The sequence below is a fragment of the Streptomyces sp. HUAS YS2 genome (genome assembly GCF_033343995.1).
Classification (GTDB): Bacteria; Actinomycetota; Actinomycetes; order Streptomycetales; family Streptomycetaceae; genus Streptomyces; species Streptomyces solicathayae.
Window position 1 is genome coordinate 5327903 of record NZ_CP137573.1, and the last position, 22972, is coordinate 5350874.

Annotated in this window: 16 protein-coding genes; 12 read left to right on the plus strand and 4 right to left on the minus strand. The window is 70.7% G+C overall.

Annotation, left to right across the window (positions count from 1 at the left end; all coding sequences use genetic code 11):
- The first annotated feature begins 140 nt into the window (after nucleotides 1-140).
- The 6 genes from R2D22_RS24630 to R2D22_RS24655 all read left to right on the plus strand — a co-directional run bounded on the left by R2D22_RS24630 (nucleotide 141) and on the right by R2D22_RS24655 (nucleotide 9476).
- On the plus strand, nucleotides 141-1259 hold the full coding sequence (locus R2D22_RS24630) for a DegT/DnrJ/EryC1/StrS family aminotransferase (protein ID WP_318106841.1): 1119 nt from the start codon (nucleotides 141-143) through the stop codon (nucleotides 1257-1259).
- Nucleotides 1256-2272, plus strand: a complete 1017-nt coding sequence (locus R2D22_RS24635; protein ID WP_318106842.1) for a Gfo/Idh/MocA family protein — start codon at nucleotides 1256-1258, stop codon at nucleotides 2270-2272. Before R2D22_RS24630 ends, R2D22_RS24635 begins: the two co-directional genes overlap by 4 nt.
- Nucleotides 2273-2372: 100 nt before the next feature.
- Nucleotides 2373-4961: a glycosyltransferase family 4 protein gene (locus R2D22_RS24640; RefSeq protein WP_318106843.1), complete on the plus strand. Its 2589-nt coding sequence runs from the start codon at nucleotides 2373-2375 to the stop codon at nucleotides 4959-4961.
- 20 nt (nucleotides 4962-4981) lie between these two features.
- The gene (locus tag R2D22_RS24645) at nucleotides 4982-6565 is read left to right on the plus strand and encodes a glycosyltransferase family 4 protein (RefSeq protein ID WP_318106844.1); all 1584 of its coding nucleotides are present in this window, start codon (nucleotides 4982-4984) and stop codon (nucleotides 6563-6565) included.
- Nucleotides 6566-6612: 47 nt separating this feature from the next.
- Nucleotides 6613-8196, plus strand: a complete 1584-nt coding sequence (locus R2D22_RS24650) for a glycosyltransferase family 2 protein (protein WP_411977164.1) — start codon at nucleotides 6613-6615, stop codon at nucleotides 8194-8196.
- On the plus strand, nucleotides 8193-9476 hold the full coding sequence (locus R2D22_RS24655) for a nucleotide sugar dehydrogenase (protein WP_318106846.1): 1284 nt from the start codon (nucleotides 8193-8195) through the stop codon (nucleotides 9474-9476). The genes R2D22_RS24650 and R2D22_RS24655 overlap by 4 nt, the downstream gene beginning before the upstream one ends.
- 108 nt (nucleotides 9477-9584) lie before the next feature.
- Here R2D22_RS24655 and R2D22_RS24660 read toward each other — a convergent pair whose 3' ends face one another.
- From R2D22_RS24660 to R2D22_RS24675, 4 genes are all read right to left on the minus strand, one after another.
- Nucleotides 9585-11183, minus strand: a complete 1599-nt coding sequence (locus tag R2D22_RS24660) for a N,N-dimethylformamidase beta subunit family domain-containing protein (protein WP_318106847.1) — start codon at nucleotides 11181-11183, stop codon at nucleotides 9585-9587.
- Nucleotides 11184-11363: 180 nt separating this feature from the next.
- Nucleotides 11364-12527 (minus strand): acyltransferase family protein, encoded by a 1164-nt coding sequence (locus R2D22_RS24665; RefSeq protein ID WP_318106848.1) that lies wholly within the window; start codon nucleotides 12525-12527, stop codon nucleotides 11364-11366.
- Between the two features lie 127 nt (nucleotides 12528-12654).
- Nucleotides 12655-13251: an acyltransferase gene (locus R2D22_RS24670; RefSeq protein WP_318106849.1), complete on the minus strand. Its 597-nt coding sequence runs from the start codon at nucleotides 13249-13251 to the stop codon at nucleotides 12655-12657.
- Nucleotides 13248-14855, minus strand: a complete 1608-nt coding sequence (locus tag R2D22_RS24675; protein ID WP_318106850.1) for a glycosyltransferase — start codon at nucleotides 14853-14855, stop codon at nucleotides 13248-13250. The genes R2D22_RS24670 and R2D22_RS24675 overlap by 4 nt, the downstream gene beginning before the upstream one ends.
- 391 nt (nucleotides 14856-15246) lie before the next feature.
- Between R2D22_RS24675 and rplU the strand changes: the two genes are divergently transcribed.
- The 6 genes from rplU to R2D22_RS24705 all read left to right on the plus strand — a co-directional run bounded on the left by rplU (nucleotide 15247) and on the right by R2D22_RS24705 (nucleotide 22932).
- Nucleotides 15247-15567, plus strand: a complete 321-nt coding sequence (rplU, locus tag R2D22_RS24680; RefSeq protein WP_114036861.1) for a 50S ribosomal protein L21 — start codon at nucleotides 15247-15249, stop codon at nucleotides 15565-15567.
- A gap of 13 nt (nucleotides 15568-15580) precedes the next feature.
- Entirely contained in the window at nucleotides 15581-15835 is a 255-nt protein-coding gene (gene rpmA / locus R2D22_RS24685) for a 50S ribosomal protein L27 (protein ID WP_318106851.1), read from the plus strand.
- Nucleotides 15836-15950: 115 nt separating this feature from the next.
- A complete protein-coding gene (gene obgE / locus R2D22_RS24690; protein WP_318106852.1) occupies nucleotides 15951-17390 on the plus strand; it encodes a GTPase ObgE in 1440 nt (479 codons plus the stop codon).
- Between the two features lie 432 nt (nucleotides 17391-17822).
- Nucleotides 17823-19322, plus strand: a complete 1500-nt coding sequence (locus R2D22_RS24695; RefSeq protein WP_318106853.1) for an SDR family NAD(P)-dependent oxidoreductase — start codon at nucleotides 17823-17825, stop codon at nucleotides 19320-19322.
- A gap of 142 nt (nucleotides 19323-19464) precedes the next feature.
- A complete protein-coding gene (locus tag R2D22_RS24700) occupies nucleotides 19465-21573 on the plus strand; it encodes a hypothetical protein (RefSeq protein ID WP_318106854.1) in 2109 nt (702 codons plus the stop codon).
- A gap of 186 nt (nucleotides 21574-21759) precedes the next feature.
- Nucleotides 21760-22932: a glycosyltransferase family 2 protein gene (locus tag R2D22_RS24705; RefSeq protein ID WP_318106855.1), complete on the plus strand. Its 1173-nt coding sequence runs from the start codon at nucleotides 21760-21762 to the stop codon at nucleotides 22930-22932.
- Nucleotides 22933-22972: the final 40 nt, after the last annotated feature.

Consider the following 22972-nt stretch of genomic DNA (forward strand, 5'->3'; position numbering starts at 1 on the left):
GCTCCGGGACAGACCGGTCCCGGCATTCCTCGGTAGGGCGTCGGCATCGCGCCGGAGGGGTACGCGCGGCCTCGCGAGACGTCCGCAACACCCCAGACCTCTGCCACATAGAGCTTTTGCGGTGTTCAAGGAGGACGTCCATGCCGAGCATCAACGAGCAGCCCATTCCCGCTGCCCGCCCGGTCATCGGTGAAGATGAGATCGAGGCCGCGGTACGCGTTCTGCGCACCGGCCGCGTCGTACAGGGCCCCGAGGTGGCCGCCTTCGAGGAGGAGTTCTCCGAGGTCGTCGAGGGACGCCACTGCGTCGCCGTCAACTCCGGTACCTCTGCGCTGCACCTCCTTCTGATGGCCATGGGCATCGGCCCGGGCGACGAGGTGATCGTCCCGTCCTTCTCGTTCGCCGCCTCGGCGAACGCGGTCCGCCTGGTCGGCGCCGACGTCGTCTTCGTCGACATCGAGGCGAGCAGCTTCAACATCGACCCCGCCGCCGTCGAGGCCGCGATCACCCCGCGGACCGCCGCGATCATGCCGGTGCACATCTACGGCAACCCGGCCGCCATGGACAAGATCATGGCGATCGCCGACAAGCACAAGCTCGCGGTCGTCGAGGACGCCTGCCAGGCGCACGCCGCGGCCCTGGGCGGCACGCCGGTCGGCGCCTTCGGCACCGGCGGCACCTTCAGCTTCTACCCGACGAAGAACATGCACTCGCTCGAGGGCGGCATGATCTCGACGGCCGACGCCGAGATCGCCCGCACCCTGCGCCTGCTGCGCAACCAGGGCATGGAGCAGCGCTACGCGAACGAGATCGTCGGCGCCAACATGCGCATGACCGACGTGAACGCCGCGATCGGCCGCGTCCAGCTCGGCAAGCTCGCCGGCTGGACCGAGCGGCGCATCGCCAACGCCGCGTACCTCTCGGAGCACATCAACGCCGAGAACGTGGTCACGCCGATCCTCGCCCCGGGCGCGCGGCACATCTACCACCAGTACACGATCCGGGTGAAGGGCGACCGCGACGCCGCGATGGCCAAGCTCACCGAGGCGGGCATCGGCAACGCGGTCTACTACCCGACGCCGATCCACCGTCTGAAGCCGTACTGGGAGCCGGACCAGAAGGCCGGCCGCAACTGGGACCTGCCCGAGACGGAGAAGGCGGCCGCCGAGGTCGTCTCCCTGCCGGTCCACCCGTCCCTGTCCGAGAACGACCTGGAGCGCATCGTCACCGCCGTGAACGCGCTGGGAGAGAACCTGTGACTGCCGCTGCACTGCGAGCCGGCCTGATCGGCCTCGGCTCCATGGGACGCCACCACGCCCGCGTGCTCGCCGGGCTCGACGGCGTCCAGCTCGTCGGTGTCGTCGACCCGATGGGCGACAAGAACGGCTGGGCGCAGGGCGCTCCGGTCCTGTCGACCGTCGAGGAGCTCATCGCGCTCGGCATCGACTACGCCGTCGTCGCCGCCCCGACCGCGCTCCACGAGGAAGTCGGCCTGAAGCTGGCCGAGGCCGGTGTCGGCGCGCTCATCGAGAAGCCCGTCGCGGACACCGTCGAGGGCGCCCGCCGTCTCGTCGAGGCGTTCGAGTCCCGCGGCCTGGTGGCCGGCGTGGGCCACATCGAGCGCTGCAACCCGGCGCTGCGTTCGCTGCGCGAGCGCCTGGAGGCCGGCGAACTGGGCGACGTGTACCAGGTCGTCACCCGCCGCCAGGGCCCGTTCCCGCACCGCATCGCCGACGTCGGCGTGGTCAAGGACCTCGCGACGCACGACATCGACCTCACCGCCTGGGTGACCGGCCAGTCGTACACCTCGATCGCCGCCCACACGGTGTCGAAGTCCGGCCGTCCGCACGAGGACATGGTCTCCGCGGTGGGTCAGCTCGCCGACGGCACGATGGTCAACCACCTCGTCAACTGGCTGAGCCCGCTGAAGGAGCGGTTCACCTCGGTCACCGGCGAGCGCGGCTGCTTCATCGCCGACACCCTCACCGCCGACCTCACCTTCTACTCCAACGCCGCCCAGGCGACCGAGTGGGAGGCGCTGCAGGCGTTCCGCGGTGTGTCCGAGGGCGACATGATCCGTTACGCCATCGCCAAGCGTGAGCCGCTGCTCGTCGAGCACGAGCTGTTCCGCGACGCGGTGCGCGGCGAGGACGCCGACATCTGCACGCTGCGCCAGGGTCTGCGTACGGTGGAGGTCGCCGCGGCGGTTCTCCAGTCGGCCGCCGACCGGACTACTGTCCGTCTCGACGGCATCAGCGGTGGAGCTGCCTGACCCATCTCGGCGGCGGGTGGCCGCTGCCCGCCGGTCCCCGGCTTCCCAGGGTGGAAGCCGGGGACGCCGAACGTAAGTCTTCCACCGGAGGAAGTAGCTCATGGAATCCCCAGCCCGCCGGCCGCGGCTCGCGGTGATCGTCGCCAACGGAATCACCGGCGACTCGCGGGTACAGAAGACCGCCGTCGCGGCCGCCCGCGACGGCTGGGACGTCACCCTGATCGGCAGGAGCGACACCAAGCGCGTCCAGCACTCCAAGATGGGCCCGATCGACGTGATCCGGGTTCCCGTGGGCATGGAGTACCTCCGGGCGGTGAACGCGCGCAAGGCACACCCGGTGCGCGCCGCCGCGACCCAGTTCCACATCCAGGACCAGGCCGCGCTGAATCGCTACAGCGCCGCGTACCGCGCCTGGGTCCGCCAGAAGTCCGCCGAGGCCGGCTGGGCCGGCACCCCGCGGCGTACCTCCCTCAAGGCGCTGCTGCGCGCCCGCCGGGCCGTGCACCGCTTCCGCGTCCGGGCCTTCAAGTGGGAGCAGCGGCGCAAGCCCAAGGACCCGGCGCCGGTGCGCGACTGGCGTCGTGACTGGCCGCAGGTCGTCGACCTGGACCTGGCCTTCGGCCCGGTGATCGAGAAGATCAAGCCGGACGTCATCCACGCCAACGACGCCACCATGATCGTCACGGCCGCGCGCAGCGCCGCGCGGCTCCGGGCCGCCGGGCACCGCTGTGCCTGGCTGTACGACGCGCACGAGTACATCAAGGGCGTCGAGTGGCCCAACAAGCGCCAGGCGTACGCCCTGCCGGCGATGGAGGCCGAGTTCATCGGCCGCGCCGACGCGGTCGTCACGGTCTCGACGCAGATGGCGGAGCTGCTGAAGAACGACCACAGGCTGCGCAAGCTGCCGCTGGTCGTGGGCAATTCGCCGGTCCGCGAGGTCATCGGCGGCGGCAAGTCGAGCAATTCGGTCCGCGCGGCCTGCGGTCTCGGCCCCGACGTGCCGCTGATGGTCTACTCGGGCTGGATCGGCCGCGAGCGCGGTGTCGACGCGGTCATCGACGGCATGCCGGAGCTGCCGGGCTACCACCTGGCGCTGGTCGTCGGCCGGACGACCCCGCTCCTGGAGGAGCTGCTCGCGCAGGCCGAGGCGCTCGGCGTACGCGACCGGATCCACCTGGTGCCGTACGTGCCGCAGCACGAGGTCGCCGACTACCTGTCCTCCGCGGACGTGGGCCTCACCCCGTTCAAGAAGGTCCCCAACTGCGAGGTCTCCCTTCCCACGAAGGTCTCCGAGTACCTCCAGGCCCGGCTGCCGCTGGTCACCAGCGACGTCAAGGTCATCAAGGCGTACGTCGAGGAGCACCGCCTGGGCGAGGTGTGGACCTGGGACGACCCCAAGACCTTCGCCGCCGCCGCGACCCGTGCCATGAAGCACCGCGACCAGCTCGCCGAGGCGATCACCGAGGACGTCCTGACGGACCTGTCCTGGGAGGCGCAGAGCGGCAAGCTGCTCCAGCTGTACCGCGAGCTGTCGAAGAAGACCCCGCCCGGCCCGCGGCCCGAGGTGTCCTGGACCGTCCAGGAGACCCCCGGCGCGGTCCGCGAGGTGGAGATCACCACCGCCGACGGCCAGCCGGTCTGGAAGAAGCTCGGCAACACGAAGGTCAAGCTCGGTCTCGGCCCGGCCAACTACGCCGGCCAGGGCGCCGCGTACGCGCAGGCCATCACGCGTCTCAACCCCGACGTGTCGGTCGAGGTCGTGATGAACAAGCGGCCCGAGTCCTTCGACTACCCGGCCGACGTGTACGTCGACGCGACCCGGCTGCGCGAGCTGGACGTCCAGTTCCAGCAGGTCGAGCGGGTCGTCGGGCGCTACACGCACCTGCTCGTCGACGCGTTCATGCCCGTCTTCGGCTACCTCAACGGCTCCTCCGTGCGGGGCGACCTGGACGCGCTCAAGCAGGCCAAGGTCAAGGTCGGTCTGCTCGCCCACGGCAGCGACATCCGGCACCCCGGCGACCACATGCGCCGGCACACCTGGTCCCTGTTCCACGACGCCCCCGAGGGCATCGCGGAGAAGCTCCAGGCCAAGGCCGAGCTGAACAAGAAGATCGCCGACGAGGCCGGTCTGCCGCTGTTCGTCACCACCCCGGACCTGCTCGACGACCTGCCCACGGCCAAGTGGGCTCCGCTCGTCGTCGACGTGAAGTCCTGGGCGAGCGAGCACCCGGTCATGGAGCGCGAGCGGCCCGTCGTGCTGCACGCCCCCTCCAAGCGCTGGACCAAGGGCACCGACCGGATCATGCCGCTCCTCACCGAGCTGCACGACGCGGGCGTCATCGAGTTCAAGCTCGCCGAGGGCATCCCGTGGGCCGAGATGCGCGAGCTGGTGCAGAGCAGCGACCTGGTGCTCGACCAGTTCACCACCGGCAGCTACGGCACCTTCGCCGTCGAGGCGATGGCGGCCGGCCGGCCGGTCGTCGGCTACATCAGCGACGAGGTCAAGGCCGTCACCGAGGGCGCGCTGCCGATCGTCAGCGCGACCCCCGAGAACCTCCGCGAGGTGCTGCAGTCGCTCCTCGACGACCGGGAGGGCACGGCCCGCATCGGCCGTGACTCGGTCGAATTCGCCCACACCTACCACGACGGAACCTGGACCGCCCAGGTCCTGAGCGGCTTCCTCAAGTGATCGGTCCAGAAAGGCTGTTCATGGAATCGCAGAGTGCCGGCGCGCCTCGTCCCCGCAAGGGCCGCGTCGTCATGCTGGTCGACAACAAGGTCGAGGGTGACTCGCGCGTGCAGAAGGCCGCGGAGTCCGCGGCCGCGGCCGGCTGGGACGTCACACTGCTCGGCCTGGTGCGCTCCGGCAACGGACGCACCTGGAAGCTCGGCGACGCCGAGGTCAAGCTGCTGCCGCTGAAGACCCCGCTGGCCAAGCGGCACGCCGAGCGGCACCGCTCGCTGCTGCGCCGCCCGTTCGCGTACCAGCCCGGCCCGATGTCGGCCTACCGCCAGCAGTGGGCCAAGGCCTGGCGCGCGGACGTCGCGACCCGGCGCGCCGCGCTGAAGGTCGTCCCGGACGCCGTCGGTTCGCCGCTGTTCCGGAAGACCGAGCAGGCCCGCCTGGTCGTGGCCGGCCCGGCGTCGAAGTTCATGCAGAAGTGGATCGGCTTCCGCGCCCGGCAGTCCCGCCAGGCGCTGAAGGCCGGCAAGGCGCTGCGCGGTCCGGTCGACCGCGCGTTCACCGCCACGTGGAAGGCCGCCAAGGGCAAGCGCGCCTGGCGCCGCCTGGAGCCGGTGCTCTGGGACTACGAGCTGACGTACGGTGCCGAGATCGACGCCCTGAAGCCCGATCTCATCCACGCCAACGACTTCCGGATGCTCGGCGTCGGTGCCCGCGCCGCCGTGCGGGCCCGCGCCAAGGGCCGTGTCTGCAAGCTGGTCTGGGACGCGCACGAGTTCCTGCCGGGCGTCCGCCCGTGGGAGGACAACGCCCACTGGATCCCGGGCAACACCGCGCACGAGAGCGAGTTCGCCCCGTACGCCGACGCCGTCGTCACCGTCTCCGAGGGCCTCGGCGACCTGCTGAAGGAGCGCCACGGCCTGCGCGAGCAGCCGACCGTCGTCCTCAACGCGCCCGACCGCCCGGTGGAGACCGACCCGGCCCTGGAGGACGCCGAGCCCGTCCCGGACCTGCGTGCCCTGTGCGGCATCGGCCCGGACGTCCCGCTCGTCGTCTACAGCGGCTCGCCCGGTCCGCAGCGCGGCCTCGGCGACATGGTGGAGGCGCTGCCGAAGCTGGACGGCGTCCACATGGCGTTCGTCGTCCCCGCCCCGGCCGCCGGCTACATCCAGGGGCTGCTGAAGCGCGCCGCCGAGCTGGGCGTCGGGGACCGGCTGCACGCCGTCCCGTACGTGCCGCACTACCAGGTGGTCCGCTTCCTGTCCGCGGCGAACGTCGGCTGCATCCCGATCCACCACTGGCCGAACCACGAGATCGCGCTGATCACGAAGTTCTTCGAGTACTCGCACGCCCGGCTGCCGCTGGTCGTCAGCGACGTGAAGACCATGTCCGAGGTCACCCGCTCCACCGGCCAGGGCGAGGTCTGCAAGGCCGAGGACATCGACGACCTGGTGCGCGCGATCAAGGCCGTGCTCGCCGATCCGGACAAGTACAAGGCCGCCTACGACAAGCCGGGGCTGCTCGACACCTGGACGTGGGAGGCACAGGCCGAGGTCCTCGACCGCCTGTACACCCGCCTGGTCCCGGGCGCCGCGGAGGCCGGAGCGTGACGACGAGAACCCCCGACGTCACCGTCGTCGTCGCCGTCTACAACACGATGCCGTACCTGACCGAGTGCCTGAACTCGCTCGTCGGGCAGAGCATCGGCCTGGACCGGCTGGAGATCGTCGCGGTCGACGACGGCTCGACCGACGACAGCGGCAAGGAACTGGACCGGTTCGCCGCGAAGTACCCGAAGACCGTCAAGGTGGTCCACCAGGAGAACTCCGGCGGGCCGGCCGCGCCCAGCAACCGGGCCCTGGACCAGGCCACCGGCCGCTACGTGTACTTCATAGGTTCCGACGACTACCTCGGCAAGGACGCCCTGAAGCGTCTCGTGAAGTGCGCCGACGAGAACGAGTCGGACGTCGTCGTCGGCAAGATGGTCGGCACCAACGGCCGGTACGTGCACCAGGCGCTGTACAAGAAGAACGACCCGGACGTGAGCCTCTACGACTCCGCCCTGCCGTTCACCCTGGCCAACACCAAGCTGTTCCGCCGCGAGCTGGTCGAGAAGCTCGGACTGCGCTTCCCCGAGGACATGCCGGTCGGCAGCGACCAGCCGTTCACCATCGAGGCGTGCGTCAAGGCCCGCAAGATCTCCGTGGTCGCCGACTACACCTGCTACTACGCGGTCAAGCGGGGCGACGCGAGCAACATCACCTACCGCGCGAACCACCTGGCCCGGCTGCACTGCGTCGAGCGGATCATGGCGTACACCGCCGAGCTGATCGAGCCCGGACCGAAGCGCGACTGGGTCTTCAAGCGGCACTTCACCTGGGAGCTCGCCAAACTCATCCAGGACGACTTCCCGTCGCTGGACCGCGCCACCCAGGTCGAGCTCTGCGCCGGCATCGCCAAGCTCGCCGACGAGTACTTCACCGAGCCGCTGCGCGACTCCATGGACGTGCAGCGCCGGGTGCGGATCGCCCTGGCGCAGGCCGGGGCCGTGGACCGGCTGGTCGAGGCGATCACCGCCGACACCCAGGGCGACGGCTCGCCGTTCCTGCTGGAGGACGAGCGGGCGTACGTCCGCTACCCCGGCTTCCGCGACCCGGAACTCGGTCTGCCGGACCGCCTCTTCGAGGTGATCGGCGAGGCCGTGCCCAAGCTGTTGTCCGCCGGCACCGGACTTGTGTCCGCCGAGTGGGACCAGACCGGTCAGGACCTGGCCGTCTCCCTCTCGGTGCGCGTCCCGGTGACCGGACAGGCCGGCTCGGCGGTGCTGCGGCTCGCCGACCGGGCGATGCCCAAGAGCGCCGACAAGGCCGGCGGCCGCAGGCTGCCCGTCGGCACCGAACTGCCCGCCCCGGGCGGCGAGCAGCGCAGCGAGCCGGCCGAGGACGGCCGGAGCACCGTGCTGCACGGCCGGTTCCCGCTGAAGGTGTCCCGTGCCACCCTCGGTGTCCGCGCCTATCTCGATGTGGCAGGCTCGACGTACGAGATCCCGGTGCGGACCGACGGCCGCCCGCTGCCGCTCGCGCGGCGCTGGCGAGAGACCGTCCCGTACCGTGTCTCGGCCACCGCGAACTCCAAGGGGCGGCTCGTGATCACCACGGCCCCGCTCTGGGAGCCGGCGCTCGGCGTGGGCAAGCGACTGCGCCAGACGATGTCCCGTGTGAAGAGGAAACTGACCCGATGAATATCTGTGTAGTCGCGCTCGGCAAGATCGGCCTGCCGCTCGCCGTGCAGTTCGCCGCCAAGGGCCACAAGGTCATCGGCGCGGACGTGAACGAGAAGGTCGTCGAGCTGGTCAACGCCGGCACCGAGCCCTTCCCGGGCGAGTTCGACCTCGACCGTCTCCTCAAGGAGACCGTGGGCGCCGGTCTGCTGTCCGCGACCACCGACACCACCGCCGCCGTCGCGCAGTCCGACGCCGTCGTGGTCGTCGTCCCGCTGTTCGTGGACGCCGAGGGCGTGCCGGACTTCGGCTGGATGGACGCCGCCACCGAGGCCATCGCCAAGGGCCTCAAGCCGGGCACCCTCGTCTCGTACGAGACCACCCTGCCGGTCGGCACCACCCGCACCCGCTGGGCGCCGATGCTGGAGAAGGGCTCCGGCCTGACCGCAGGCGAGGACTTCCACCTGGTCTTCTCCCCGGAGCGGGTGCTCACCGGCCGCGTCTTCGCGGACCTGCGCCGCTACCCGAAGCTCGTCGGCGGCATCGACGAGGCCTCCACCAAGGCCGGTGTCGAGTTCTACGAGCAGATCCTCGACTTCGACGAGCGTGAGGACCTGCCGCAGCCGAACGGCGTGTGGGACCTGGGCACCGCCGAGGCGTCCGAGCTGGCGAAGCTCGCCGAGACCACCTACCGCGACGTCAACATCGGCCTGGCGAACCAGTTCGCCCGGTTCGCCGACAAGAACGGCATCGACGTCAAGAAGGTCATCGAGGCCTGCAACTCGCAGCCGTACAGCCACATCCACCAGCCGGGCATCGCCGTCGGCGGCCACTGCATCCCGATCTACCCGCGGATGTACCTGTGGAACGACCCGGAGGCGACCGTCGTGCGCTCGGCCCGTGAGGCCAACGCCGCGATGCCGGAGTACGCGGTGGACCTGCTGGCGGCCGCGTACGGCGACCTGGCCGGCGTGAACGTGCTCGTGCTCGGCGCCGCGTACCGCGGTGGCGTGAAGGAGACCGCGTTCTCCGGCGTGTACGGCACCGTCGAGGCGCTCAAGGCCCGCGGCGCGGTCCCGTTCGTCTCGGACCCGATGTACACCGCCGAGGAGCTGGAGGCGCACAAGCTGCCGGCCCACCGCGGTGAGACGGTCACGGCCGCGATCCTGCAGGCCGACCACGCCGAGTACCGCTCGCTGGCCGCCTCCGACCTGCCGGACGTCACCGTCCTGGTCGACGGCCGCCGCACCACGGACCCGGCGAACTGGGCCGGCGTGCGTCGCGTCGTCATCGGCGGCTGACGCCCCCGTACCGCGAAAGGGCCCCGCTCCCGGCCACGGCCGGGGGCGGGGCCCTTCGCGTGCCGGACCCGTGGGGGAGCGGGCCCGGCACGGCCGGGGACGGCAGGGCTACGTGAGCATCCTGTCGACGAGGTTGGCGGTGGCCGTGCGGATCGCGGCACGGGCCGCCGGGTCCTTGATCTTCTCCTTGCCCCAGGAGTCGTCGTCGACCAGGGCGATGGGCCAGTGAAACGTTCCGGCCGCGAACACCGCCGCGCCGCTGGGCAGCTCGGTGAGCGCGGTGTGCTGGATCGTCCGGTGCGTGACCTCGGGGCGCGAGTCGTGGTACGGCGACTCGGCGAGCAGGGTCCGCTTGGCGCCCGCCGGTGCGAGGGCCCTCGGGTCGAAGGCGTCCGCCTCGATGCCGACCAGGCCGTCGAGCTTCTGGCCGTCGCGCACCCCGGCGCCCGCCCACAGCCAGTGCTGGGCGTTCTTGATCACCAGGGGCGCCGGCTTCTCCACGGGCACGATGCCGTTGAACTGGATGCCGAGCAGCTGCTGTTCGGCGTGGCGGCCGTCGAGCGTGATCTCGCGGAAGCGCGAGGTGCGGCCCGCGGCGTCCGGCGTGGGGTCGTGCGCCGACTTGTAGCAGGCCATCAGCCGGTTCGGGGTGCCGGCGCCCGAGGGCTCCATCCGGACGTGGAAGTAGACATTGTTGGCGCCGAGGAAGGCCAGGTTGCGGCCCGCCTTCGAGGCCTTCGTCGCGGCGTCGAACATCGGCATCGACCAGTACTCGTCGTGGCCGGGGAAGAAGACCGCGCGGTACTTGGCGGGGTCGATCGTCCCGTCGTGCAGGTCGAGACTGCTCGCGTACGTCACGTCGTAGCCGGCGGCCTCGGTCCAGCGCACGAAGCCGGTGTCCATGTTGAACCAGCTCGGCACGCCGCTGCCGGAGTACGGGCGGTCGAACGACACTTTGTAGGCGCGGTTCTCGGTGCCGCCGAGCTTCCCGTCGGGCAGGTAACCCCGGTACAGGTTCTTGCCGATGCGCTGGTCCTTCGGCCACATGTTGTACGCCTGGTAGGTGGCGAAGGGGATCACGACCAGCAGGTCGGAGGCGCGCTGCGGCTCGCGCACGACGAACGGCGTGCTGCTGCGGTAGCCGTCGTCGGCGGTGAACACGGCCTGGTACAGGCCGGACATCCAGCCGGCGGGTATGCGCAGGGTCCAGGAGACCGGCCACCGGCACTCTATGGCGCCGGTCTTCGGGTCGGCCTCGGGCACCGGGTGACGGACGCCCTTCAGCGGCGCGCTGGTCGTCATCAGCCGGGCGCCGGCGCCGCCGTAGTCACCGATCCGGAAGATCGCTATTCGGTAGTTCTGGCTGCCGCGCACGGAGACGTGGAAGTCGACCGTCTCGCCGTGACCCGCCGACGTGGTCGACGCGTACCCCATGATGTTGCCGCGCTTGTCGTTGGACGACATGACGTTGTCGCGGTACTGGATCCACTTCCGGGAGCCCGGCAGGCGGTTCTCGGCCAGCACGGAGGCCGACGGCTCGGGTACGGCGGGCTCGGTCACCGACGGTTTGGCATCGCGCGACGGCGTCCCGCTGCCGCGGGCGTCGGCCGTCGCCGGCGAGCCCAGGTCGCGCAGTGCGTAGGCGGTGGCCCCGGCCGTCCCGAGCCCGAGCAGCCCCAGCACCGTGCGGCGCGATCGATTCCCCATGTTCCTGCCTCCCGGATACTCCGGGGAGGTAGACGGAGTTCGATCATTCGAGGTTGTACCCGGCGACGAAGTTTCTTCGGAGAATGCTCACATCGCGTTCGACCCGCCGTGGTGGACGCTTGAATTCCACTCTGCTACGGGGTTCTTGGGCCGTACGGCGCCCGCCGGAGACGCACGGGCCTAGGCGCGCGGCAGTTCCTTCGGGGCGCCCGACTCGCGCGCCAGCGCCGCCTTCAGCCACTTCACCGACGGCTTCTCCACGAGGACGTGCGTCAGCCACGCCAGCACCAGCAGCCCCACCGTGGTGATCGCCAGCGTCGGCCACGGCCCGAGCCCGCGCTCGTACATCTCGCGGATCGCGGCCCAGCCCAGCTCCTCGTGCAGCAGGTACAGCGGGTAGACGAGCGCACCGGCCGTCGTCAGCCACTTCCAGGAGACCCACTCCAGCTTCCGCAGTGCCACGGCCAGTACCAGCAGGTAGAAGACCGTCACCAGGGCGAGCGCCACGTACGGGGAGCGGTCGTACCCCTTGGCCAGCTGGCCGTCCGCGTGCTCGATGAGGTCGCTCTGCATCACCAGCCAGCTCGCCGCCAGCAGACCCCACAGCTTCAGGTCCGGGCCGAACCGGTACATTAGATACATCGCGATGCCGCCGACGAACAGCGCCGTGTTGAGCGGCTGCGCGAAGATGCCCGCCAGCGGGATGTTCGGGTCCTGCTGCGCCAGCACGCTCGCCAGCAGCCACAGCCAGCAGAAGACCGAAACCCGCTTGTAGTCCAGGCCCTTCCAGATCACGACCAGGAAGAGCAGGTAGAAGGTGAGCTCCACCCACAGCGTCCAGTACGCGCCCACCAGGTGCGAGGCCTTCAGCGGGACCTGGAGCATCGTCACGTTCGTCAGCGCGTCGCTGAACGACGGCACCGCGCGCTCCCCGTCCGGCAGCCCGCGCCACACCACCAGGGCCACCACGATGGAGAACCAGTACGCGGGGAACAGACGCAGGAACCGGGCCTTCACGAACTGGCCCGGCGTCCGCCCCCAGGCCGACAGGCAGATCACGAACCCGCTGATGATGAAGAAGAGCTGCACCCCGTACGAGCCGTACTTGGTGAACGGGAACAGCCACGGGAACAGCTCCCGCGGGTTGACGCCCCAGTTCGCGCCGGACGCCGCGTCCACGCCGGTGAAGTGGAACAGCAGCACGGACAGCGCGGCGACGACGCGCAGCGCGTCCAGGGCGTAGAGGCGGGCCGGTGCGGCCTTGGGTGCGGCCGCCTGGCCGGCGGGCTGCGGTCCGTCGCTCGTGTCCAGTCGGTCGGGGACCTGGACGTCGGTCTGGGACATGTGTCGGCCTCGCATGCTCGGGGCGCCGGGGGCGGGGAATCCGGCCATCCTATGCGCCGGCCGGGTGACGGTACGACGGAGGGGACCGGCGGACCGGTCCCCTCTTTGTCACGTCGCGGAACGGGGCTCAGGCCTCCGTCAGCGTCCCGTCGGACTCGCGGTACAGCTCGCCCGTCCTCGGGCACTCCCACACGCCCGGCTCGCCCTCGCGCTCGACCAGGCGGACGCCGGACTTGCCGACCCAGCCGATCTGCCGCGCCGGCACGCCGACGACCAGCCCGAAGTCCGGGACGTCCTTGGTGACGACCGCGCCGGCCGCGACCATCGCCCAGCGGCCGATCTCCAGCGGGGCCACGCAGACCGAACGCGCGCCGATCGAGGCGCCGTCGGCGATCTTCACGCCCACGGCCTCCCAGTCGCCGCCGCGCTTCTGCTTGAACTCCGGGTCGACCGAACGCGGGTTGTGGTCGTTGGTGAGCACCACCGCGGGGCCGATGAAGACGCCGTTGCCGAGCTCGGCCGGCTCGTACACCAGCGAGTAGTTCTGCAGCTTGCAGTTGTCGCCCATCTGCACGCCGGTGCCGACGTAGGCGCCGCGGCCGATGACACAGCCCTCGCCGAGCCTGGCCTTCTCGCGGATCTGGGCGAGCTCCCAGACGCTGCTGCCGGCACCGATCTCCGCGGTCTCGTCGACCTGCGCGGTGGGCTGGACCCTGTAGTTCACTCTGCTGCCTTTCCCAGTGCCTCTGCGGCCTCTCCGTCAGGTGAGCATACGGCCCGGTCCGCGGCCAGCAGCAGCTGGTCGAAATCACCCTGTACGTGCGCCCAGTCCCAGGCGGCCATCGCGTGCGCGGCGGCCTCGGAGCCGGCCTTGCGCCAGTCCTCCTCGGTCGCCGTCAGCCGCAGCACCCGCGCCGCGGCCTCCTCCGGCGTGGCGACCACCCAGGAGTCCGGGAACAGCGCCCGCGCGCCGTGCGGCTGCGCCGCGAAGAACGGCCAGTCGCGGACGACGGGCACCGCGCCGCTCGCCGCGCCCTCGACCAGGCCCAGGTGCCAGCTCTCCCGTACCGAGGAGCTGAGGATCACGCCGACCTCGGACAGCGCGCCCGGCACGTCCGGGGTCTGGCCGATGTGCCGCACCGCGCCGGCCGCCTCCAGGCGGGCCAGCTCGCGGGCGTAGTCACGGTGGTAGCGGGCGGCCGCCGGTCCCATGCCCGGGTCCATCGGGGAGCCGATGAGGTGCAGCCGGTAGCGCTCGTCCTTCTCCCGCAGCAGCCGCAGCACCTCCAGTGCCCAGCGCGGGTCCTTCGCCACCTGCCCCACGCCGACCAGGCCGAGCGTGAACCGGGCGTCGTCCGCCTTCGGGCGGGCGAACGGGGCCAGCTCGACGGCGTTGTCGACGACGTGCAGCCGGGGCGCGCCCTTCTCCTTGAGCGCGGGCACGGCCGCGACGCACATGTCGCGCAGGTGCTCGCTGACGAAGATCAGGTCGTCGACGCGGGAGAAGTCCACGATGTGCGGCCAGAGGCTGAACGCCTCGTAGCTGTGCAGCCGGACGACGATCCGGGTGTCGGCCGGGTCCACCAGGGTGAACACCGCAGCCGCCATCGCGCACCAGTCGATGAAGACGGTGTCCGCCCAGTCCAGGTGCGGGCGGAGCGCCGCCTCCAGCTCCTTGCCGTACGCGACCTGGCCGCCCATCGCCCGCTGGACGATCCGGGTGACGCCCTTCGCCAGCGGCCCGACCACGGGGTCGGCGGCGGTGTCGAGGACCCGCACCTCCACGTCCGGGTGGTCGGCGTAGCGCTCCATGACGGGGCGCAGGAAGTTGTCGTTGTCGTGGTGGACGAAGAGCATCCGCTGCCGTCGGCCGGCCGGCGGAGCCTCGGCCGCCCCCCGGCGCCCGCGCGGCCGGCGCAGCGCCTTGGCTGCGCGGCTCCTGCGGAGCGGGCCGGTGAAGCGGTCGGGGTGCTCGGCGAGCGGCGAGCTGAGGCCGTCGACGTGCAGCACCCGGTGGTAGGCGAGCAGCAGCGCCCGCGTGGCCTCGCTGCCGGCGGCGGCCCAGCGGCCCGCCGCGTGCTCCTCGTCGGCGCGCTGCAGCTGGGCCGTGTACGCCTTGGTCAGGTGCCGCGGCACATGGCCCTTGGCGAGCCGGGCCTCGGCCCCGTCCATGAGGATGTCCGCCCTGATCCGGGGATCGCGCACCCGCTGTCCGGCGGCACCGAGGATCCGTTCGGCCACCAGCGGCCGCTCGGCGCGGGACATGCGGGTGATGGCCCACTGCGCAATGGTCGCCAGCCGTTCATCGGGTATTTCGGGTGTCGGCACGGTGCAGCTCCACGATCGAGGCAGGAACACGGACCGTACGGTTAATCGGACCCGAGCGGAACCCCTCGTCGAGGGTACCGTCAGGTGTCCGGTGGTGGTTGTCTGCCTTTATCCCGAACACACGTCGTCCACCCTGTTCACCGAGGGTGCGCGGACGGTGGCGCAGAGGGGGCGCGGGCGGTGGCGCGGGGCGCGCGCCACGACCTCCCGGGGGCCGGTTTGACCCGTCGGGCCCGGCCTCGTAACCTTGACCGTCGGCGTGTCTACGTGCACGCCAGCCACTGAGCAACTCACCTCCCGGGCCGCTTGCGGTGCGGGGGAGGCCGCCCGTGCAGTTTCGACCGGGACGGCTGGCTTCAGAGGTTCCCCTTCGAGCGAGAGAGAGATCCGCGTGTACGCCATCGTGCGCAGCGGTGGTCGCCAGCACAAGGTTGCTGTCGGCGACATCGTTGAGGTTGACAAGATTTCCACTGCCAAGGTCGGCGACACGGTCGAGCTCTCGACCCTGCTCGTGGTCGACGGCGACGCCGTCACCAGCGACCCGTGGGTCCTGGCCGGCATCAAGGTCACGGCCGAGGTCGTGGACCACCACAAGGGCGCCAAGATCGACATCCTGCGCTACAAGAACAAGACCGGCTACCGCCGTCGCCAGGGTCACCGCCAGCAGTACACGGCGATCAAGGTCACCGGCATTCCGACGGCTGCGAAGTAAGAGGGACTGAGCAATGGCACACAAGAAGGGCGCATCGTCCACCCGGAACGGTCGCGACTCCAATGCCCAGCGGCTCGGCGTGAAGCGCTTCGGCGGTCAGGTCGTTTCCGCTGGTGAGATCCTCGTCCGTCAGCGCGGCACCCACTTCCACCCGGGCGCGGGCGTCGGTCGCGGTGGCGACGACACCCTGTTCGCCCTGCAGCCCGGCTCGGTGCAGTTCGGCACCTTCCGTGGCCGCAAGGTCGTGAACATCGTTCCGGTCGCCTGATCGGATCACTGCGGAGGCGGACCTCACTTCCTCGCCCGGACTCGTCCGGCGGGAAGCAGGTCCGCCTTTCGCGTGTTAAGCAGTAGACATTCCCGTAAAAGCAGGAGGAACAACCATGACCACCTTCGTGGACCGCGTCGAGCTGCATGTCGCCGCGGGTAACGGAGGCCACGGCTGCGCCTCCGTGCACCGGGAGAAGTTCAAGCCGCTCGGCGGACCCGACGGCGGCAACGGCGGCCGGGGCGGCGACGTCATCCTGACCGTCGAGCAGTCCGTCACCACGCTCCTCGAGTACCACCACTCGCCGCACCGCAAGGCGACCAACGGTCAGCCCGGCGCCGGCGACAACCGCTCCGGCAAGGACGGCCAGGACCTCGTCCTGACCGTGCCGGACGGCACCGTCGTGCTCGACAAGAAGGGCAACGTGCTCGCCGACCTGGTCGGACAGGGCACCACCTTCATCGCCGGCCAGGGCGGCCGCGGCGGCCTCGGCAACGCCGCGCTGGCCTCCGCCCGCCGCAAGGCCCCCGGCTTCGCGCTCCTCGGCGAGCCCGGCGAGGCCCGGGACATCGTCCTGGAGCTGAAGACCGTCGCCGACGTGGCGCTCGTCGGCTACCCGAGCGCCGGCAAGTCCTCGCTGATCTCGGTGCTCTCGGCCGCCAAGCCGAAGATCGCGGACTACCCGTTCACCACGCTGGTCCCGAACCTGGGCGTGGTCACCGCCGGCTCGACCGTCTACACCATCGCCGACGTCCCCGGCCTGATCCCCGGCGCGAGCCAGGGCCGCGGCCTGGGCCTGGAGTTCCTGCGGCACGTCGAGCGCTGCTCCGTGCTCGTGCACGTCCTGGACACGGCGACGCTGGAGTCCGACCGCGACCCGGTCTCCGACCTCGACATCATCGAGGAGGAGCTGAAGCAGTACGGCGGTCTGGAGGACCGGCCGCGCATCGTCGTCCTCAACAAGATCGACATCCCGGACGGCAAGGACCTCGCGGACATGATCCGCGGGGACCTCGAGGGCCGCGGCTACCAGGTCTTCGAGGTTTCGGCGGTCGCCCGTACCGGCCTGAAGGAGCTGTCCTTCGCGCTGGCCGACATCGTGGCGAAGGCGCGTGCGGCGAAGCCGAAGGAGGAGGCGACCCGGATCGTCATCCGCCCGAAGGCCGTCGACGACGCCGGCTTCACGGTCACCTACGACGAGCACGAGGACGTGTACCGCGTGCGCGGCGAGAAGCCGGAGCGCTGGGTCCGCCAGACCGACTTCAACAACGACGAGGCCGTCGGCTACCTCGCCGACCGCCTCAACCGCCTCGGCGTCGAGGACGAGCTGAGCAAGGCCGGTGCCCGCGCCGGCGACGGCGTCGCCATCGGCTCCGAGGAGAACGCGGTCGTCTTCGACTGGGAGCCGACCATGATGGCCGGCGCCGAGATGCTCGGCCGCCGCGGCGAGGACCACCGTCTCGAGGCCCCGCGTCCGGCCGCGCAGCGCCGCAAGGACCGCGAGGCGGAGCGCGACGACGCGCAGCGCGAGTACGACGAGTTCGACCCGTTCTAAGGGGGCGGGGCCCGCGCCGGACCCGACGGACGGAGTCCGGCGCAGGCGCCCGAAGCCCGGGAGGCCCCCTGGGGCCGAGCGGTGCGAGTGGTGGCCATGGAGGGATTCAGCCCACCGTCTCGAGGCCCCGCGTCCGGCCGCGCAGCGCCGCAAGGACCGCGAGGCGGAGCGCGACGACGCGCAGCGCGAGTACGACGAGTTCGACCCGTTCTAAGGGCGGTGTACGAGGGGTCGGTCACGGGTGTGGCCGGCCCTTCGGGGTTGTGGGATCGGTCACGGGGGGCCGTGGCGGTGAGGGGCTCAACGCCCCTGCGCACGCGGTGAACAGAGCATGTCCGGCCGATGTGGGACCGTCGCCGTCCGCCTTGCGGGACGGTCACGGAGAGTGCGACCATCACACCGTCCCCCAGTCGTCGCAAGGTAGGTCGTTCTGTGTCTGTGCCGCATGAAGCCAAGCCCCGCACCACGGCAGTCGTCCTGGCGGGCGGTACCGGACAGCGCGTCGGCCTCGCGATCCCGAAGCAGCTGCTGAAGATCGCGGGCAAGGCGGTCATCGAGCACACGCTGACGATCTTCGAGCAGGCCGAGTCCGTCGACGACGTGATCGTGCTGATGGCACCCGGGTTCGTTCCCGAGATCGAGAAGATCGTCGCCAAGGCCGGACTCACCAAGGTCACCCGCATCATCGAGGGCGGCGCCACCCGCAACGAGACCACCGAGCGCGCCATCGCGGCCCTGGGGGAGGGCCTGGCGGACGGCGAGGACCTCAACGTCCTGTTCCATGACGCGGTCCGTCCGCTTCTGTCACAGCGCGTGATCAAGGACTGTGTCGACGCCCTCGACCGCTACCAGGCCGTCGACGTCGCCATTCCCTCCGCGGACACGATCATCGTGACCCGCACCCACGGCGAGGACGGCGAGTTCATCACCGACGTCCCGGACCGCTCCCGGCTCCGCCGCGGCCAGACCCCGCAGGCGTTCAAGCTCTCCACGATCCGCCGTGCCTACGAGATCGCCGCCGGCGACCCCAAGTTCCAGGCCACCGACGACTGCAGCGTCGTGCTCAAGTACCTGCCCGACGTGCCGATCCACGTGGTCGCGGGCGACGAGTACAACATGAAGGTCACCCAGCCCGTCGACGTCTTCATCGCCGACAAGCTGTTCCAGCTGGCCTCCTCCGCCGCCCCCCGCCCCGCCGACGAGGCCCGCTACCGCGAGCTCCTCGAAGGCCGCACGCTCGTGGTGTTCGGCGGCTCGTACGGCATCGGCGCCGACGTCGCCGCGCTCGCCGAGCGGTACGGCGCCAAGGTCTACGCCCTCGGCCGCTCCACCACCGGCACCCACGTCGAGAACCCGGTGCACATCGACGAGGCCCTGACCAAGGCGTACTCCGAGACCGGCCGCATCGACTACGTGATCAACACCGCCGGCGTGCTCCGCATCGGAAAGCTCGCGGAAACCGACAACGCGACCATTCAGGAAGCGCTGCACGTCAATTACCTCGCGCCGGTCCAGATTGCCCGTGCCGCGTACAAGTATCTGGCGGAGACCAAGGGCCAGCTGCTCCTCTACACCTCCTCCAGCTACACTCGCGGCCGCGCCGAGTACAGCCTTTACTCGTCGACCAAGGCGGCCATGGTGAACCTCACCCAGGCCCTCTCCGACGAATGGGCCGGCGACGGAATCCGGGTCAACTGCGTCAACCCGGAGCGGACGGCGACCCCGATGCGCACCAAGGCCTTCGGCCAGGAGCCTGCCGGGACGCTGCTCTCCTCCGAGGCCGTCGCGCGCACCTCGCTCGACGTCCTGCTGTCCGAACTGACCGGTCATGTCATCGACGTCCGGCAGCAGGACCCGACCCGCGAGGCGTCCGAAGCGTCCGGGTTCGAGCAGGCGCTGGCCGCCGTGCTTGACCGACAGGAAGATGTGTAATACTCGCCAGATGTGTTTTATCGGGCCTCTCAGTAGCCAATGCGCCACTGCAGAGGCCCGAGTTCATGAACGTCCGTTTCTTCGGATTTCCCCCCATGTTCCATGTGAATAAGCTGCACCCCCCCTCTGGAGCAGGTTCTTCGTGATTTCGACCGCCATTCGCCTGGCGCGCGTGGGCAGCAGGTCAGAGCTGGCCGCCGCTCTGCTCATGGCGCTGGGGTATCCGTGCGTGCTCGCCGGTGCCCTGATGCCCAACATCTGGCTGTTCGCCGGCGCGAGCGCCGTGACCTACGCCGCCGACCGGTACCTGCATCACAAGGGCAGTTACCTGGTGGACCGGTTGGCCAAGGTCAGAGCGGGTCTGCCGATCCGCTTCCTGGTGCGCCAGCTCCTGCTGATCCTGCTGCTCGCCCGCGAGAACCTCGCCGAGGAGCCGATCTTCTACGCGGCGGTCGCCTGCTTCCTCCTCTTCTACGCCCTCCAGGCCCCGCAGGGCGCGATCGCGACCCTGATCCGGATCCGCCGCACCATGCCGGTCGTGACGCGCAACGTCGACCTGCACGCCGTGCGGATCGCGGACGCGCCGCCGAAGGCGCTGCTGAGCCGCTCCGGCGAGAAGATGCTCCACCTGGACATCCCGGCGATGGCGGGCCTCCTGTGGGCCGCCGGCACCGGCCGCACGGCCGCCGGCTACATCGGCGTCGCCGTCACCCTCGGCCTCGGCCTCCTGTACGTCCTGCTCCTCGTCCCGTACCTGCGCCGCAGCCGCCTGGTGCCCTCCACGCCGGCCGTGATGAAGGCGATCGGCAACTGGACGCGCGAGTACCAGCCCACCGTCGTCCTGTACTTCTCCGGCTCCGACGAGTCCGCGTACCAGGTCAACATGTGGCTGGACACCATGGAGAAGATCGACGGCCGCCCGCTGATCGTCATGCGCGAGCGGACCCTCGTCCCCAAGCTCGCCGCCACGAACGTCCCGATCATCTGCGTGCCCGGCGGCACCCACATGATGAACCTGGACCTCTCCTCCGCGCGGGTCTGCCTGTACCCCGCCAACGTCGGCAAGAACATCCACATGCTGCGCGTGCCGACGATGAAGCACGTCTTCATCGGCCACGGCGACAGCGACAAGCTCGCCAGCGTGAACCCGTTCTCCAAGGTCTACGACGAGGTCTGGACGGCCGGCCGGGCCGGCCGCGACCGGTACGCGCTCGCCGACGTCGGCGTCCGCGACGAGGACATCGTCGAGGTCGGCCGCCCCCAGCTGGCGCCGATCAAGAGCTGGACCGGCACCCCGAAGAACCCCATCCCCACCATCCTGTACGCCCCCACCTGGGAGGGCTGGGACGCCAACCCCGGCAACACATCGCTGCTGCTGGCCGGCGAGAACATCGTCCGCGCGCTGCTCACCTCGAAGACCCCGGTGCGGCTCATCTACAAGCCGCACCCCTTCACCGGTCTGGTGAATCCGAAGGCCAGGGCCGTCGACGCGCGCATCAAGAAGATGATCGCGGACGCCGCGGCGGCCCGTGCGGCCGAGCCCCGCTGGGCGAAGGAGGCGGCCTCGGCCGCCGCCGGCCAGGACGCCGCCCGGGCCGAGCTGGCCCGGCTCGGGGAGCGCCTCGCCGTCCTGGAGAACCCGTTCCGCAAGGGCGGCGACGAGTCGGAGGAGTCGCGGGTCGCGCTCGCCGACCCGGAGCGGCTGGCCGAGACCCGGCGCCTGCGGGCCGAGTGGAACGACGCGTACTGGCGCTCCTTCGGCTGGTGGGAGCACAAGGTCGTCACCGGTTCCCGGCCGCAGCTCTACGACTGCTTCAACGAAGCCGATGGAATGGTTTCGGACATTTCCAGTGTGGTCTCGGACTTCATCGCGAGCGGCAAGCCGTACGCGGTGACGGACTCGGCCGGGCTGGGCGCGGAGGAGTTCAAGCGGCAGAACACGGCAGTCCGTGCCGCCATCGTCCTCACCAACTCGGCCACCGAGCTCGGCCAGTTGATCGAGGCGGTCGCCGACCCGGTCGCCGACACGCTCACCGACGCCCGCCGGGACCTGCGCCGGTACCTGCTGGGCCCGGACTCTCCCAGCTCCATCGACCGCTTCAACACCGCGCTGCGCACCCTCGCGGCCAAGGCCGAGGCCCGCAACAGCGGTCTCGCCCAGCGGCTCGCGGACCAGCCGACCGCACCCGAGGTCGACCGCGAGGCCGAGGACTCCCTGGAGCCCGAGGAGCGGACCCCGGCCGCGCGCTGACCCTGCCGATCGGCGCGCCGCAGCGCACCGGACGCGCCCGGAAAAGGGGCGTTCGTGCACGTGAAAAGGCCCGCGAACACTGTCCGACAGTGTTCGCGGGCCTTTGTACGTCCGCGGCCGGGCGTGTCAGACTGCGCGCTCCCTGGCGCCCCACCGCCTCTCGTACGTCCGCAAGCGCAGGTGCCGATGACCGAACATCCCAGCCCCGACGTCACCGTGATCATCGGGGCGTACGAGGCCATGCCGTACCTCGTGAAGTGCCTCGAATCCGTGGAGAACCAGACGATCGGCGCGGACCGCGTCGAGATCGTCGCCGTCGACGACGGTTCCACCGACGGGACGGGGGAGTACCTCGACGAGTTCGCGGCCCGCAGCAAGGTCCGCACCCGCGTCGTCCACCAGGCCAACTCCGGTGGCCCCGGCGGCCCCCGCAACACGGGCATCGAACTGGCCGAGGGCCGGTACGTGTTCTTCCTCGACGCCGACGACCACTTCGGCGAGGAGGCCCTTGAGCGGATGGTCGCGATGGGCGATCGGGCAGGCACCGACGTGATCCTCGGCAAGGTCGTCGGCGTCAACCGCGGGGCTCCCAAGTCGATGTGGGGCGCCACCGTCGAACGCGCCGACATCTACACATCCAACGTCAAGTTCACGCTCAGCGCGCAGAAGCTGTTCCGCCGCGAGCTTCTGGTCCGCCACGGCATGCGCTTCGACACCTCCATGCGGACCGGCGAGGACGCGCTGTTCACGATGGAGGCGTACCTGCGCGGCAGCGGGGTCTCCGTCGTCGCCGACCCCACCTGCTACTACCTGGTGGGCCGCGACGACGGGAAGCACATCACCAAGACCGGGCACTACGACATCCGGTTCGTGTCCGCGCAGCGCCTGATGGAGCTGATCGCGGAGCACGAACGGCCCGGGAAGAAGCGGGACCAGCTGATGGTGCGGCCCTTCGCGACCACCCTGCTCCCGCAGTTCGGCCACGTACTGCTGCGCCAGGACGAGGAGGCGCTGCGGCACAAGCTGGAGCTCGCCGCGCCCCTGATGAAGAAGTACTGGACCCCCGGCGTGGCCCGCCTCCTCAAGCCCGAGGACCGGCTCCGCCTCACCTGCGCCGCGCTCGGTAAGGGAGCGGAGCTGATGGCGGTCCTGGAGTTCCAGCGCACGCGGCAGAAGGCGGAGAAGGTCACCTCCCGCGGCCGCACCTACCTGGCCCTGCCCCACTTCCGCGACCGCGCGGCCGGCATCCCGGACGCCGCGTACGAGATCGTCGGCCCGCCGCTGCACCGGCGCCTGCGCCGCAAGGCGCGGCGAGTGGCGGGCGCGGTGCGGCGGAGGCTGGTGGGGTCCGGGAGGTAGAGCTGTCCGGCGGCGGTCCATGGGGCCGCCGGACCGCGCC